Origin of the sequence: Mucilaginibacter gossypiicola, from assembly GCF_900110105.1 — a bacterium.
Classification (GTDB): domain Bacteria; phylum Bacteroidota; class Bacteroidia; order Sphingobacteriales; family Sphingobacteriaceae; genus Mucilaginibacter; species Mucilaginibacter gossypiicola.
In genome coordinates, this window is sequence record NZ_FOCL01000017.1 from 81844 (window position 1) to 98597 (window position 16754).

A 16754-nucleotide genomic window follows, 5' to 3' on the forward strand; every position below is an offset into this window, starting at 1 on the left:
TTCATATGTTGCGTTTTTATGTTTTATAATTCAAAAGCAGCACAGGCGTAAAAAACATCACACAAAAAGACATAGCTCAGCCAATCCGCGCCATCGGTTAAGTGTGCTAAAAAAATGTTTGTGAGTCTCTGTTTTATTAACAGTACATGTGCGATAAACGCCTGTAATTCATCTGCTCCACAAATTTAATCGCTAAGCCTTTCTTACTTTTTTATAAATTATCTTTGTATAAGCCAATTTTCACTAATATTTAAAAATCAAGGTATCCAACCTTTGATAACGAAAATTTCCCCTACGATATAAAACCAATTTCATACTGCGGCCAACTAACAACCATTACGCTTACAACGCAGATAATAAATACCCAAGCGTCAAAAAGCAGCGATAAGCAATCGACATTTAGTTGCTTGCAATAAACATCCCTGAACATCAATCAATTGACCGCTTATTGAGTTTAAAAAAGGAAGGCTAATGATACTTACAGGTAAATTTCCCTGAACAACTGTTGTATTAATTTAGTAGAATCTGGGTTTTCGGCAATTATCAGATAGCTATTTTCGCCACCAATCAAATTGTAAATAGCTAAGTTAAACTGCATCTACCGCAAAAAACCGGCATATTTTAATTAATGTTAAAACAACAATCATTATCCAGATAAATAAATAACAACTGAAAAGTAAATTCAAAATATTACTAAAAATCACAAAATTAGATTTATAATTGTATTTAAAACAATTATAAATCTAACTAAGACAGATAACAGAACCGGAACCGTGGTATCACCGGAAATAAAAATATTTGATCATGAGATTGGTCAGATTTAGTTGAATAATGAACGTTCCAAGGTGAGATTTGGAACGTTTTTTAAAACACTTATTGGCAAAACAGCATACCCGGATTGAAGTTTCCTACACCTGTTGATTCAACCGGGCATAGTCGTTTATATATTTCAAAATCCATTATAACCTATTACCATGTTAACTTTTAAAAAAATGCTCCCGCCGTTAGGCATCATGTTGAACGGCCTCCTGTTACCGTCATTGCTTTGCGGACAAACCAAACCAAAACTAACACTTGACCTAAGCCACGCCGCCGCTCAGGTTAGCCCACGCCTGTACGGGTTAATGACCGAAGAAATCAATTATTCATACGACGGAGGCATTTACGGGGAACTTGTTCGCAACAGGGCGTTCCGGGATCATGCCGACAAAGCTGATCATTGGTTCCTGATTAAGGCAGATGGCGACAGTTCGTCGATGAAACTGGACACAAAACATCCGGTAAATCAGGCTTTACCGGTTAGCCTTCATCTTAAAACAGCGTCGGCAAATGCGCCTGCGGGGATTGCAAATGATGGTTTCTGGGGCATCCCGGTAAAATCCTCAACAACTTACAAAGGAAGCTTTTATGCTTTTACTGAAAATGCTGCAGCAACAGCCATCACCGCCAGTATCGAATCAACCGATGGCAAAACAGTTTATGCCAGGGCCGAAATTACAGGTATCGGCAATTCATGGAAAAAATTCAGCTATACACTTACTACTACACAAACAGCAAAGCCGGCTGCAGATACAAGGCTTGTGCTCAGGCCTTCAACAGCCGGAAGTTATTTCTTCTCACTTGTATCCCTGTTCCCTCCTACCTTTAATAACAGGGCCAACGGCAACCGCCCTGATATCATGCAGCTGCTGGCTGATATGAAACCATCGTTTTTAAGGCTTCCGGGCGGAAACTATCTTGAAGGTGGGATGTTTTCAACCCGATTTGACTGGAAAAAAACTTTAGGCCCGATAGATCATCGTCCGGGGCATATGGGCACCTGGGGATATCGCTCATCTGACGGTATGGGATTGCTTGAGTACCTGGAATGGTGTGAGGACCTGCATATGGAGCCTTTGTTAGCTGTTTTTGCAGGCTATGCACTTAATGGCGACTACCTGGAAAAGGGACCGCTGTTAAAGCCTTTTGTTGATGAGGCGCTGGAAGAAATAGAGTATGTAACAGGTGATACCACTACCGTTTGGGGTAAAAAAAGGGCACAAGACGGGCATCCGGCCCCCTTCCCGCTTCATTATGTTGAAGTTGGCAATGAGGATGGTTTTGACAAATCTACAAGTTACAATGGCCGTTTTGAGCAATTTGCAGATGCCATTAAAGCAAAATACCCAAACCTGCAGGTGGTTGCAACCATGGGCGGTAAAGACTGGCTTGGCGCAAGATATCCGTTTGATGCCAGCAAAGCAGATGTAGTTGACGAGCATTATTACAGAAATGCATTTGAAATGGAGAGTGATGCAGCACATTATGACAACTATGACCGTAAAGGCCCTAAAATTTTTGTTGGAGAATGGGCAACAAGAGAGGGCTCTCCTACTCCAAATTTCAATTCGGCGTTAGGCGATGCAGCCTGGATGACCGGAATGGAACGTAACTCGGACATTGTTGTCATGTCATGCTCTGCGCCGCTATTTGTTAACGTAAATCCCGGCGGAATGCAATGGGAATCGGATCTTATCGGATATAATGCACTTAGCAGCTATGGGTCGCCATCATATTATGCACAGCAAATGTTTAACAATAACAAAGGTGACGAGGTAATAGCCATTCATGGTGATGGCATTCCCACACAGCTTCAAAAACTGAATCACAAAGATTCACTGGCTTCTGTAAATCCTAAAACTTATGCCGGATTGTTTTACGTAGCAACCCGCGATAGTAAAACCGGTACTGTGTATTTAAAAGTAGTGAACTGCCTGCCAACAGTACAAAACGTTAGTCTTGAATTAAACGGAGCAGCAAAAGTTAAACCGGCAGCCAAAGTAATTACCATGAAGGCAGATAAGCCCGAGGACACCAATACGATAACTGAGCCTAAAAAGATCGTACCTGTCAATTCGAAATTCAATGGAGTTAAAAATTTATTTAATTATGCGTTTGCGCCATACTCCATTACAATCCTGCAGTTGGAAACAAAGTAACGGTTGATCATCCGGACACAGCATCTACCCTTAACACAAAAACCCACGCTTCAACTAAAGTGCGGGTTTTTGTATAAATATATTAAATTGATAAAACGGCTAATTGATTTTGGGGCCCGTAACTCATCTCTGCCCGTACTGCAATGCGTAAGGAATAGGCGTTATTTTCTTCTTGGCGATATTATCAGGAGTTACGTATACCAGTTCAAGCTTACGGCCGCCTTCTTTTTGAAAATATTCTATTCGCAAAGGGTAAAATCCTTTTTTTAGAGGAACGATATATGACCGTTCGATATCTCCGTCGTGCAAACCATCAAGATCAATCACAACCTTGTTATCCAGGTATACTTTGCAGCCATCGTCCGATCCTAACCCAAATATGTAATAACCTTCTTGTTTAACTTCTATTTGTCCGTCCAAAACTAAGCCAAAATTGTTTTGGCGGGGTTGTTTATCAATACTGAAAGTACTATCGGCTACACCTTCTTTAACAGGTTTTAAACTCTTAAAATCGGGCAGTTTATCCCATTGTCCCTCATAATAAGCATAATGAAGCCCACCTGGTTGATAACCTTTTTTTAGCGATTTTGCAGGCAGGTAATTGCCCTCTTTAAATTCGCCCCTGGTGGTTTTGTCGAATTTTGAACGACCGGCAATCTGTCGTATGGTAACTTTAGCAGCGCCTGTTAATTCTAACTCAGGCTTTACCACCGGCGACGTTAACAATGGCTCCGAGCCATCAAAAGTATAATGCACTTTTGTTGTATCCTCGAAATACCAAATCTTTATTGGCTTGTTTTTTAGCACAATCCCGTTTGAAGGGTGAAACTCGAGGGGCTTCCCACCATAGTCGCTGTAAGCAAACCTTAAACCGTCGTACATATTTTTAAGCCGTACAGTACCGTGCGATTCTTTGGGATAAGCTTTTACTACCCATTCAAAACCTGCGGGCGCATCTTTTTTCAGAAGGCTATCCATCGCATTAATATTCATTTCCTTCATCCCCTGTCCCTCACGACCGCCAATATAAAGCGCCTTGCCCTTACCAGCCAGCGAAGGTAATTTTTCCTTGACCTGCTTTAGCATAACGCCATTGTCCCACCAATAGCTCGGGTCGCCGGCTATATAATTACTAAAAAGCTGCGGCTCGTTTAACAAGGCATAGGTTACAAACACACCGCCGAATGAGTGGCCAAACAGCGTGTTGTCGCCATCAGAAGGATAGGTTTTATCAATGTAGGGTATCAGCTCATCTTTAAAAAATTTCAGAAATTTATCAGCCCCGCCTGATGTTTTATTTCCTTCATTATGTGTAGGCAAAAAATCTTTGCTGCGGTCGGTGTTTAACACGCCAACAATGATCATTGGTGGCATCGTATGCTCATCTGCTATAAAGTGCTGAATATCGCGTCCCAATTTTATGTTCCAGTCGTCGGTTATGTATAATACATCATATTTGGTTGCTGACCCAGCTTTATAACCGTCGGGCAGTATAACCTGGATAACCCGTTTTTCATTTAAAATAACCGAATTGATAGAATCGCGTTTACCGGGCATGTCTTGTGCCACGGCACGGCCGAACTGATTAAATATTAATACAACAGCAACGGCAAAAAAAAGGTAAGGCTTGAAATTCATAATGGTGAGCATTTTGATTGCAAGTAAGACAACACATTTATCAAGATAGTTACAGCAAAGCTTCGTAAAAAAAAGAGGCTGAGCCTTTTAGTGGGCTCAACCTCTTTTAAATTATTGAAAAATCGAATTTCACTTACGATCCTTTATTTCCGGGAGTCTTTGACAATACCGTCTCAGTTGTTGATAGCTTATAAATCACCGGCTTATGCCCGAAGATTGTAATACGATATGGCACAGCACCTTTAGAGAAATCCACCTTTTTACACGGCTTTATGGATACTCCCGGCAAATCAACAAACAGGGGTTTAAAAAGTCTGGGGTTTGAGCCTGACGTCAACGGCATATGAACTTCCTTTTTAAGCGTATCAATTACTAATTGGTCAACAGCCAATCCCTCCCCCTTAATGCTTTGAAGAACTGCATCCACCGGCATGAACCGGCTAACGAGTTTTTTCATTTCATCTGCAGTAACAGGCATAACTGTACCGTGCCTCGGTTTAAAATTCATAGATACTTCTTCATCAATAACCTTAAAGTTTTTCAGATCAGTAGATTTTGTAAATTGGTAAAGGCCACTGGTATACATGTCATACATCAAAATAAATCCGGTACCATCGTTTAACTTAAATGTGCCCGCCCCTTCAACCGGCCGGGTAGTTTGCTGAACATATTCGTCACTTTGAAGCGTGTAACCCTTGGTTAAGCTTTTGGAAACAGCAATCTTGATTCCCGGCACCCGGTCTTCTGTTTTGAAAAACAAATAATACGTGTCATCTTTTTTCTCTATATCACCATCAATACAAGCTGCATTATCGGGGCTGAAGAATAGTTGCTTAGGTTCGCCCTCAAAATCCGTAAACTCACTATTGGCATATATATAGTGTATCTTATCCGGTTGGTTACCGTATTTTAAAGAAAAGTAAACCATGTATTTTTTAGCAACATCATCGTAAATGGTTTGTGGCGCCCACACCCGCAAAAGACTATCCTGACCCGAAAAACGTTTTTGAAAGTTAATATGAGATGATGACCAGTGGATCAAATCAGTTGATTTAAGCAGCACCAGTCCGCGATTGGAGCTCCACCCGTTAGCAGAAACCATGTCTGTTGCTACCATGTAAAATGTCTTTCCATCGGCGCATCGCAATATATGAGGGTCCCTGACACCACCGGTTTCGCTGATCACCGAGCTATTTACAACCGGCTCATTATGGTTTAACGCCCAATAATGATATCCATCTGTGCTGATCGCGAAGCGGATGGCTTCCTCGCTTTTTTGATTGCCGGTAAAGTATGCAAACAGGTAACCTTTGTAGTCTGAATTAGGTTTCCGATTACTTTTTTGCGCCAAAACTGTCAATTGACTACTAAACGAGAAGAAAATAATTAAGGCAATGTTTATGGTAATTCTTGCGTATTTCATATCAAAATAAAAATCGAATCGTGTTTATTGCAACTGGTCTAAAATTGGTTTATTTAATGCAGAAAGCTCTTTATTTTCAGGTTTGAGCTGTTCAAAAACCAGGATTTCATTCTTCCCGTTGTGCAGCCACTCGCGGGGCACATATAAGGTTTGCTGAGGGCCGGTTCTCCAATACCTGCCTAAGTTGTGCCCGTTAATCCACACCACTCCTTTACCCCAATCGGTCATATCTAGATAGGTATCCCCTATTGCCGACAAGGAAAAAGTCCCCTTCTTCATAACAGGTGCATTTAAATCAACTAAATCAGGCTTTGCGGCGTAATGCCCTAAGGACTTCAATGGCAAAGGGAAATTTTGCCAATTTTTCACTTCGCTATTCTGAAAAATCACCTTGCCCACAATGCCCTTTTTATTCTGTAATAAATATTTACCAAAATTGATACGACCAAGATTTTCAACCAGGATATCCAATGTTACATTTCCGTCGGGTAGCTTGAGGTTGATACTATCCACCCCTGTACGGCGATCCAGGTTACCAATAGTTTTCCCGTTAATCATCACTACAGCGAAGTCTCTAAGATCTTTTACCTTTAATATACCTGATTTTCCTCCTTCAATTTTTGTGCGATATAACATAAAACCATAATCAAGCTTCATATCCTCAAAAGTCAGCGGACTTTCGCTGCTCTTGCCTTCAGGCTTTAAGTCGTTAAGGCCGGCCACATTTTCAAGCTCAATTTTGGGTATCGAAATAGTTGGTTTTGCCGGTGGAACAGGCGGCAAATTAGTACCGGCCGATAAATGTTTTTGAATTACATTTCTGAAGGCCACAAATTTGGGCGTGGGATTTCCGGCTTCGTCAAGTGGTGCATCATAATCATAACTGCTGATTTGAGGCTCATACGGGGCCTGATCATTATAATTAGCCCCATTCATAAACCCTCTTGTCGTACCGCCATGAAACATGTACATATTTATAGAGATCCCGGCTGCAAGCACCGAATCCAGTTTGCCGGTATATTGATCTGCCGGTACCGTATGATGCTTTGTGCCCCACCAGTCAAACCAGGCCGGATACCATTCGGCAATATAGTAAGGTCCTTTGCCATCGTGGTTTTGATTGATGAGTTCCTTTACTTTAGCCGGATCATCTAAACCATTAACTGCCGGCAGTAAACCAGGTAAATGCCCTTTTACCAGATCCGCAGCCGGATCACAGGTATATAACAACCCATCAAACCCGGCATCCTTGAACATTTTTTGATTAATGGCCAGATACTCCTTATCAGCACCATATGATCCATATTCATTTTCAATTTGCACCATCAGGATGTTACCACCATGATTTACCTGGTATGGCGACAATATTTTGCCCAACTCTTTGATGTAACTTTCGTATTCGCTTAAATACTGTGCGTTTTTACTTCTGACAATTAATCCATCTTCATTCTCCAGCCAATAGGGATAGCCACCAAACTCCCATTCGGCACATACATAAGGACTTGGGCGCAAAATCACCCATAAACCTTCCTCCCGGGCTATTTTAATAAACTCAACGATATCATTGTTTCCCGAAAAGTCAAATTGCCCTTTCTGAGGTTCGTGCAAGTTCCAAAAAACATAGGTGCCTATGGTATTAAGCCCCATAGCTTTTGCCATTTTCATTCTGTCGCGCCATGCCTCCCTCGGGATCCGGGGATAATGCAATTCGCCGGAAATCATCTGGAAAGGCTTCCCATCTAAAAGAAAGTCCTTATCTCCTAATGTAAATTGATGTTTAGATTGGGCACTGACCAGGCTGCCAGCCAACAAAATAGCGGCAATAAAAAAAAGACGAAATGATCTCATTAAAAATATATAAGGGTTACTGATTAAATAATTGGCACATCCTCAAAAACCGCATCGAGGCTGCTTTATGTTTAGCTGATGCGCTAAAATGAATGTAAAATCAATTAATAAAAAGGGGGCTAATCAGCAAAATTGAAGGGGCAAACCTCTTAAAACACATTAAAAAGGCTATTTTCATAACGCTTCAAGCCCGAGCAAAAGAAGATACAGGTATACAACAGGCAATAAATTACCGGCTAAAGAATAAGTTTAACTTTTTAAAAAGCGACAAACAAGAGAGTGATACGGGGTTTATTTTCTTTCGGCCCCCTGGTTAACCATAGCGTTCTTAAAATTCTTTCTGTATTTTTTGATGTATTCAGAAGGTTTTAAATCAAACACCTTCTTAAACTGCTCGCGAAAATATTTAATATCTTTTATTCCTACGGCGTAAGCTGTTTCCAATATATTTAAGTCGCTGTGAACAAATAACTGCGCGGCTTTTCGCAACCTGATAGCCCTTATGAAGCTATTGGCCGGCTGCCCCGAGATCATTTTGATTTTTTTGTAGATCCCCGAATAAGACATATTTAATTCGGAGGCCAGGGATTGCAGATTAAAATCAGGATCAGTTATATGCTCTTCCACAATCCGGATACAGGAATCCAGGAATCGTTTGTATTCTATAGAGATAGTGTGCGGATTATTGTTCAGCGTAATTTCGTTATAGAAATATTGCTGAAGTGTATTTCTGCTTTTAAGCAGCCCGCTAACCCGTGCTTTCAGGATATCTTTGTCAAAAGGCTTTCCAATATAATCATCAGCGCCCCCTTCAATACCCTTCAATTTAATCTCATTTGATGCACTGGCAGTTAAAAGGATAACGGGCACATGAGAGGTTGTCATATTCTCTTTAATAGCGGCGCAAACTTCTATCCCGGTCATGCCCTGCATCATTACATCACTTATAACAATATCCGGCCACTGCTCATTAATAATTTTGATTCCATCCTCACCATTAGGCGCTACAAGAACATTGTATTCAAGTTTGAATATCTGGCGAAGGTATTCTCTCATATCCTCGTGATCATCGATAATTAACAAGGTTTTGAGTTCAGACACCGATATCTCCTCACCCGGATCTGCTGCAGATACTATATCATTGGCTGTGGTTTCAGAATCTATCAGCTCCTGTAAAAACTCGGAAGTAGTTGTTGGCTGTTCTGAGATGATCTGGTCTTTCAGATGCGCCTTTCCTTTTTTCAACGTGATTGTAAAGGTTGTCCCCTTTCCTGCCTCACTATGATACGCAACAGTTCCGGCCTGACGCTCTACAAAATTTTTAACAAGATAAAGTCCGAGCCCAAATCCACCGTTTGATGTACTGGCCAAATCAGATACCTGGTAAAACCGGCTAAAAAGCCTGTCGCTCACTTCAGGCGGAATTCCACAGCCCGTATCCTCAACAATTATTGAAACCACCTGTTCGGATTCTTCTGCATAAATGCGAATTTTTCCAAGTTTTGGTGTGAACTTCATGGCGTTCGACAGCAAATTAAACAGCACGATCTCTGTTTTTTCTCTATCAATGTAAACATTCAAACAATCGGTTGAGGATGTGAACTCAAGCTGGATATGTTTTCTTTTTGCTTCATGTACAAAGCATAAATAAACCTCCTTACACAAATCAATTATATTAACATTACTTATCTTCAGCTGGTCTGACTCAGATTCGGCCTTTTTGAAAAGAAGCAACTGATCTACCAGGCCTAATAGCCGGCGCGCGTTTCTGTAAACAATGGTTAAATTGGAGGTATCCATCGCCTTCTTTTCATTATACAAAAGTTCCTTAATAGGATTAATGATTAATGTTAACGGTGTCCTGAATTCATGCGAAATATTGGTAAAAAAGGCCAGCTTTCGTTCGCTGAGCTCCTTTTCCTTTTCGCTTTCATAATGCGCTATCTGAATTTCATATTTTAATTTGGCCTGGCGGTCCCGGTATAAAAGATACAGATAAACTATCCCGCCAATAAAGATAGCATAAACGGTATAAGCCCACCAGGTACGGTACCATGGGGGCGAAATAATGATGATCAGAGATTTAGGCATGCTGTTCCACACCCCGTCATTGTTACTTGCAATAACTTTAAATGTATAAGTTCCGGGATTAAGGTTGGTATAAGTAACCCTTCGCTGGTTACCGTTAAAATTCCATTTTTCATCAAAACCTTCCAGCTTATACTTGTAACTGTTTTTCTCGGAATGGGTGTAGTTAAGCGAAACAAATTCAATAGAAAACACATTTTGGTCATAATTAAGAAAAGCAGTATCTGCTGTTCCGACCGGCCTTTTCAATGGCGAATCTGCACCTGGTTTTACAGATTTGTTAAACACCTGAAAATCGGTAAAGTAAACCTGCGGAATTTTATCATTCAATTTAATTTTTGACGGATCGAAAACCACTACGCCTGAATTTCCCCCTAAATAAATCTGCCCATCTGCCGACCTGTAAATAAGCGAATGCGAAAAAACGCCGTCGCCCTCATCAAAATTAGTGACGGCTAATGTTTGGGGTGTAAACTTTGATACCCCGGTGGCAGAATTGATCCAAAGATTTCCCTGGTCATCTTCAACCACATTACTAAACACATTGCTCGCAAATCCATTTTTACGTGAATAAGTAATAAAAGAATCGCTACCCTGAACGTATTTATTTAGGCCATCGGCCGTACAGATCCAAATATTCTTTTTGCTATCTTCAAATACACAATGCACAATATTATTGCTCAGGCTACTTGCAATTTTATCATTATAGGTATAGTGGTGAAAAACCGCTGTTTTAGGATCAAAGCGATCAACGCCGTTTCCGCTTGTGCCAACCCATACATTGCCTTTGCTATCTTTTAAAAGATTGTAAATATGGTTACTGGCAATTGAGTTAGGATTTTTGTCGTCATTGTAATAATGTTTAAATTGCTGTGTTTCTTCATTATAGATCTTTAACCCGGCATCGGTGGCAAGCCAATATTCATGAGGGCTTACTTCAAGAATATCCCTAAAAACATCTTCATTAAAGAAATTACTCAGGGCCGAATGGTGAAAATGGTGTATAAACCTATTGCTGCTGCTATCAAACTTATCAAATCCATTTTCCGTTGCTGCCCACAACACTCCCTCATTGTCTAAATATATTTTGCCAACCTGGTTACTGCTGATACTTGACGGATCATTTGTATGTTGAAATAACTTTGTCGTCTTCTTCTGTAAATCAAAGCTATAAAGCCCTTCGTTGGTAGCCAGCCACAGCATATTACCCTGCAATAACATACTTTTTGCTTCGCGCGGCGCAATTGATAAGGGAATGAAGCGAAATTTATATTGTGTAAAATCAACTTTTGTTAAAGCGTCTTTACCGCAAAGCCACATGATCCCGGCTCCATCATTATAAATGTAGCCATCGGCCGTACTATTAACATTGCCAATTTTTCGCCACTGGCCATTAGCCTTATTTATAAAATAGAACCCACCGTTACTTCCAACAACTAAGGTAGAGTCATTAGCCTTATCAATGCTAAAGGCCCCTACATTGATATTATCATGGCTTGAAAACCGGGTGTATTGCTGGCTTTGAGGATTAAAACAAAAAAGACCGCTCCAATAGGTACCTACCCAAATGCAGCCGTTTTTTCGATCGTAAAACAGGCTCCAAATATCATTAGGGCTCTTTTTAAGCTTAGATTCAGTTTGCGGATAATTGCTGAAATGCCTGCTAACCTTGTCGAATTTATTTAGCCCGCCGTTCCAGTTTCCTAACCACAGGTTTTTCTTATCATCCTCAACAATCGCATTTACCGACTTTCCCTTTATTGAAAACCGGTCATTGGGATTGGGTTTATAGCTAACAAAGAATCGTTTATTGGCCACGTATTGATTAAACCCATCATCTGTTCCTATCCATATCGTTCCTTCCTTGTCGCAGAAGATCGAAAAAATCTTATTGTTACTTAGTGACTGTTTGATTTTATCGTTATGATAAAATCGTTCAAACTTCTCTGTATTGGGGTCTAAAACATTTAAGCCGTCCATTGTCCCCACCCATATCTTGCCATTTTTATCTTCTGCCAGGGCAGTGATAAAATTTGAACTTATACTCGCAGTGTTTCCGGGAATATTCACTAAACTTTCAAAGGCGTAGCCGTCAAACTTACAAAGCCCATTATCCGTTCCTATCCACATATACCCGCGCTTGTCTTTTAACGCCACTGTTACATTTTCGGATGGCAGACCATCATGAGTGGTATATGATTTCAACGCAAAGTTCCTTACATCATTGGTTGAAAAGGTTTCCGGAACCTGGGCGTTCACAACAATTACACACAGGAGATTAATCAGGAAAAACAAGACAGCTTTATACATAAATCCGTTATCACTTTTTAATTAGATAAATACAACACATCGTATTATCACTAATAATTTTTACAGTATAAGTTAGGCATCACAACCTTTGCATCGTCAGGTCATTCACTAAATATTGTACTTAATACACTTATAATCTTCAGAATTGCGATAGTCCGTCAATGTAAGAACAGAACTTGCTTGCTGCGGTACAAGTACCGACAAATGGTCTTTTAATGTCGAAGTATTAAATGATAGGTTAACGCATTTTTCCTCTTAGTCCAAATAGCCATCAAACCTGGTTTATTCTTCATTAAATGATTCATTAATCCTCTTGAATTTTGGCACATCCGCCCATGTAATCCTGAAGTATTAAGTTTATAAGGCATCCAAATGTAAATAATTATTAATTGTATTTATAACAATAATTTTAAACAAACAGCATTGATGCGCAATTTAAATCAGGTAAGAAAAAAGCGATAAAAAAGCTGAGCTATTGTGTTAAAAACCAATAAAATGCCACTTTATCCCCGCAATATTGAGGCTTTACCCCCTTTTCAATTTCTGCTTTTTAAAAGAAATTTAGGTCAACCATATAAACACGGATTTTCCATTTCCATTATTAGTTACAGCCATTTTTATTGGCTAATTAAATTACCGGCGGTCACATCCCGCGGTGATTGACGCTTAATTATGGGCAGGGAGAATCTGATTTTTTCAACACATCTGCCATGAGAATATTTGAACTGTGTCTGAATATGCATTCGGTTAGTTTACAACTAACTGATATAATCCCCTTCGTGTTAAAGCAGGGAAGAGCTCCGCCGTATTCAATGCCAAAACCGATTGACCAAGAAGAAATAATTATTTAACACCTAATATAAACATATGAGAAAAAATTTAACTGCCGGGGCATTAAGCTGCCTGTTAGTCCTTGCTATGGGCTGTTCTAAAAATTCTATTCAAAAAGGCGCCGACCTGTCAGGCCAAAAGTTTGGAAAACAATCATTTGCCCTTTCCACTACCAACACAAACGGTTTCAGGGGTATTAACTGGGCCGACCCCAATGGAAACGAGGGCGATGGAAGGGTTGTATTGCCAAGTGGTATGACAACATCCCTCACTGCAACACAGGCCGCTACTTTGGCAACCAATATATCCAGCGCTGTTAAAACAAGTGGCGGAACCACTATCAGGATGCCAATAAATCCCTGGACGGCATCAAGCTCAACCTATTGGCCGGTTTACCAGGCTGCAATTAACGCGGTTGTGGCCAATGGCTGTAAAGTAATACTTTGTTATTGGCCGGTTGGCGTTCACCACGTGCCTGATACCGCACAGTGGCATACCATGTGGACAACGGTAAACAATGTATATAAAAACAACACATCCGTATTATATGAGCCAATCAACGAGCCGGTTGATTATTCAAGTACCGATTTGAATAACCTGTATGCAGGCTTTTTAACCACTTACAGTCCGGCCGATGGGAAATGTATTTTCGACGGTACCGGTTATGCTGCCGACGTAACTACTGTTGGTGCCGATTCAAGGTTAGCCAATCAATATCTTGGGTTGCATTGCTATTGGTGGTTCTGGGGCTCATACAACGTTTGGTCGAGCTATTACAATATCATGTCGGCCCGTACAGGCTCATACGCCTCACGTACCATAGTTACCGAGGTTGGTATCGAAACATTCCGCAACATGAGTTTCTGGTGGCAATGGGATACTGGTGTATATGTTGACCAGGCATTCCTAACCGGATCACTCGCTTACGCCAAGGATAATTCAATGGGAACAATAGCATGGTCGGGTGTTAATGATATTGATACTTACCGCTGGTACACGGCAAACAATAACCTTACAGAAGTTAGCCCCGGTACTGCAAATATGTTCAGGTGGTCATGGCAACTTTCTGCTTCGCCGGTTTGGATAGGCCCTGTTGCCGACGGCAGGTATAAGCTTCAAAACCGCGCATCGGGCCTTATGCTTGATAACTTAGGTAGCACTACTGATGGCGCGGCCGTAGCTCAATGGGCATCAGGAACAAGCAACAACCAAAAATGGAATATAAGCTACACAGCCGGCTACTACACCTTAAGTTGCGTAACAGGGAAAGAGTGTCTTGATGTGGGTACCAATACTACCGACGGATCAAATGTTTTACAGTACGTGGTTAGCTCAAGCACCAACCAGCGCTGGTCGCTCGTTTCAACCGGTGATGGCTATTACAGGGTAATTAACCTTACCACTGGTAAATGCCTTGATACAGGAGGTTTAACTGCTAATGGATCAGCTGTACAGCAATGGTACCAGGGCTCAAGTTACAACCAGCAATGGAAGCTTATTGCTCAATAAAATAGAAGTTAACAGGTACTTTAATTTAATCCCCTAAAAACAACAAAAAATGCTGTCTCAAAAGGACAGCATTTTTTGTTGTTGATTTACTGTATAAGTAATTGTCTTTATTCAAATAGGATTGATTTGCTTCAATTCATAACATCACCAAAAGGATAATTTGCAGCCTTTGAACACCCTTAAGATCAATTAATATATAAAGTCAGTTTAAAATAAAAGAAGCTATACCTTTCAGACCCGTTTAAATTTGATTTAAAAACATTTTCACGTAGAGACGCATCACATGCGTCTCCAATAAGACAAGCCGCTTCGTGATCATAAACCCCAGGAATTTGTGTACGGGAGACGCATGTGATGCGTCCCTACATTCGAAAATCATTCCTTTTAAACAGCATACATTCTCGTATCTTTCACTAACAAACAACAAAATTTCAATCAGATAATTCACAAAAGCATTTATAAAACGAAACCCTCGGTAGACTACCGCAACCGGCAGTTCTATCGAGGGTTATACTGTTAAAGGTGTTGGCGATTACATCAATTAATTATGTAACGCCAAAGCACATTAATATCCCGGGTTGTTAGGCAACAATTTATTATTAATATCAATATCAGCCTGAGGTATTGGCCATAACCATCCTTTAGCTGCGTTAAAAGTCCTGGTTTCTAACTTAACCTGGCTAAATTTCCAGGTAGATGCACTTGCAGGATTACTAAGTAATGATTTGTCATAACCATATGCATCATGAACCAGTGACTGATCTTTCCAGCGTAGTATATCAGCATACCTGGTGCCTTCCATGAAAAACTCAACCCTGCGCTCATGGCGTAAAACGGCGCGCAATTGTGTCTGGCTTAAACCAGAGCCTTCTACACTTTCAACAGTTGGCATGTTTACGCGTGCCCGCACCTGGTCAATAAGTGTATAGATTTCTGCAGCAGTACTTCCTGATTCAATCAAAGCTTCGGCACGGATCAGCAACACATCCGCATAGCGCATCAGGATGGTATTTAAAGAGCAGTTATTTGGGTCGGCAATGCCAATTGCTGCGTATTTACGCGGGCGTGCACCAGATGGTACCACATCATTAGCAGGGATATAAGTGGTAGATCCCCATTGAGAGCCAGGTAACACTACCGATGCGGCCAACCTCGGATCGCGGTTAACGTATGGGTTTTGCGAATCGTACCCTGAAGCCGAATTAGTAATTGGCAATCCATTGGTCATATAATATGAATCAATCAAATCGGCAGTTACATTTGGCGTTGGCCAAACACTTAAAGACAAGGCAGATGATGGCCAGGGCTGCGGCTGGGTTGTAGGTATATATTGAATATCAAAAATAACTTCGCTGTTGTTTTCATGCGTTTCATCAAACAATAAACTGTAATTTGAATATAAACTGTAAGCTTTAAGATCAATTACATCCTGTGCCGCTTTCGCAGCATCGGCCCATTTTTCATTATACAAAAGAACTTTTGCTTTGTAGGCCAGGGCAGCCCCCTTTGTTGCACGGCCCACATCAGAACCCGAATAAGAAGTTGGCAATACGGCGGCGGCGTCCGTAAGATCGGTTACAATCTGGGTCAGGACGGTGGCTTTTGCCGTTCTGGAAACATAAGCATCCGCAAGTGATTGAACTTCCGTGATTAAAGGCACATCACCAAAATAAGAGATCAGATCAGCATAGGCATAACCACGTAAAAACTTCGCCTCTCCCGCCATCTGGCTTTTTACGGTAGCATCAATGCTTGCAGCAGCAACATCCTTTAAAAACTCATTAGCCCTGGAAATAATAGTGTAATCTTGTGTCCATTTAGCATAGGGGGCCCAACTATTGGTTGTTGTTTGCCATTCTCCTACTTCCTTTGAGCCTTGCCATGCATCCTGGCAATAGGCGTTATCCGATTCAAAATCAAATTGAAAAAAATGCGCCGGCGTTGCATTGGGCTGTATTGCATTGTAAATGCCAACCAAAGCCATTTTTACCTGGGTTTCATTCTGGTAAAATGTAGAGGGTGACAAACGGTCATTGGGTGTCTTGTCCAAAAGGCCCTTCTTGCAGCTTGCAAGATTAATAACAGATAATACGATTAAGACTTTATATATATTTTTCATGATTTTATCA

General features: G+C 40.8%; 7 protein-coding genes. 2 read left to right on the top strand and 5 right to left on the bottom strand.

The annotated features are described in order from the left end of the window. The first annotated feature begins 974 nt into the window (after positions 1 to 974). Positions 975 to 2978 carry an alpha-L-arabinofuranosidase C-terminal domain-containing protein gene (locus BMX50_RS31265; protein WP_244281155.1) on the top strand — a complete coding sequence of 668 codons (2004 nt, stop codon included), beginning with the start codon at positions 975 to 977 and terminating at the stop codon, positions 2976 to 2978. 123 nt (positions 2979 to 3101) lie between these two features. On the opposite strand, the gene BMX50_RS31270 is transcribed toward BMX50_RS31265, so the two are convergent. From BMX50_RS31270 to BMX50_RS31285, 4 genes are all read right to left on the bottom strand, one after another. After that, positions 3102 to 4616, bottom strand: a complete 1515-nt coding sequence (locus BMX50_RS31270) for an alpha/beta hydrolase-fold protein (RefSeq protein WP_167668159.1) — start codon at positions 4614 to 4616, stop codon at positions 3102 to 3104. Between the two features lie 133 nt (positions 4617 to 4749). Then, positions 4750 to 6039: a glycoside hydrolase family 43 protein gene (locus BMX50_RS31275; RefSeq protein WP_091220660.1), complete on the bottom strand. Its 1290-nt coding sequence runs from the start codon at positions 6037 to 6039 to the stop codon at positions 4750 to 4752. 24 nt (positions 6040 to 6063) lie between these two features. After that, positions 6064 to 7887 (bottom strand): glycoside hydrolase family 35 protein, encoded by a 1824-nt coding sequence (locus BMX50_RS31280; RefSeq protein ID WP_091220667.1) that lies wholly within the window; start codon positions 7885 to 7887, stop codon positions 6064 to 6066. 291 nt (positions 7888 to 8178) lie between these two features. Beyond that, positions 8179 to 12285, bottom strand: coding sequence for a two-component regulator propeller domain-containing protein (locus tag BMX50_RS31285; RefSeq protein ID WP_091220673.1), 4107 nt, complete (start codon positions 12283 to 12285; stop codon positions 8179 to 8181). Positions 12286 to 13152: 867 nt separating this feature from the next. Here BMX50_RS31285 and BMX50_RS31290 point away from each other — a divergent pair. Continuing rightward, positions 13153 to 14625, top strand: coding sequence for an RICIN domain-containing protein (locus BMX50_RS31290; protein ID WP_091220676.1), 1473 nt, complete (start codon positions 13153 to 13155; stop codon positions 14623 to 14625). A 565-nt stretch (positions 14626 to 15190) separates the two neighbouring features. On the opposite strand, the gene BMX50_RS31295 is transcribed toward BMX50_RS31290, so the two are convergent. Continuing rightward, the gene (locus BMX50_RS31295) at positions 15191 to 16744 is read right to left on the bottom strand and encodes a RagB/SusD family nutrient uptake outer membrane protein (RefSeq protein WP_091220682.1); all 1554 of its coding nucleotides are present in this window, start codon (positions 16742 to 16744) and stop codon (positions 15191 to 15193) included. Positions 16745 to 16754 lie beyond the last annotated feature (10 nt).

Excerpts from the sequence above, each read along its gene's own strand:
- BMX50_RS31285 (WP_091220673.1), bottom strand. The coding sequence starts at position 12,285 with ATGTATAAAGCTGTCTTGTTTTTCCTGATTAATCTCCTGTGTGTAATT.
- BMX50_RS31270 (WP_167668159.1), bottom strand. The coding sequence starts at position 4,616 with ATGAATTTCAAGCCTTACCTTTTTTTTGCCGTTGCTGTTGTATTAATA.
- BMX50_RS31265 (WP_244281155.1), top strand. The coding sequence starts at position 975 with ATGTTAACTTTTAAAAAAATGCTCCCGCCGTTAGGCATCATGTTGAAC.
- BMX50_RS31280 (WP_091220667.1), bottom strand. The coding sequence starts at position 7,887 with ATGAGATCATTTCGTCTTTTTTTTATTGCCGCTATTTTGTTGGCTGGC.
- BMX50_RS31295 (WP_091220682.1), bottom strand. The coding sequence starts at position 16,744 with ATGAAAAATATATATAAAGTCTTAATCGTATTATCTGTTATTAATCTT.
- BMX50_RS31275 (WP_091220660.1), bottom strand. The coding sequence starts at position 6,039 with ATGAAATACGCAAGAATTACCATAAACATTGCCTTAATTATTTTCTTC.
- BMX50_RS31290 (WP_091220676.1), top strand. The coding sequence starts at position 13,153 with ATGAGAAAAAATTTAACTGCCGGGGCATTAAGCTGCCTGTTAGTCCTT.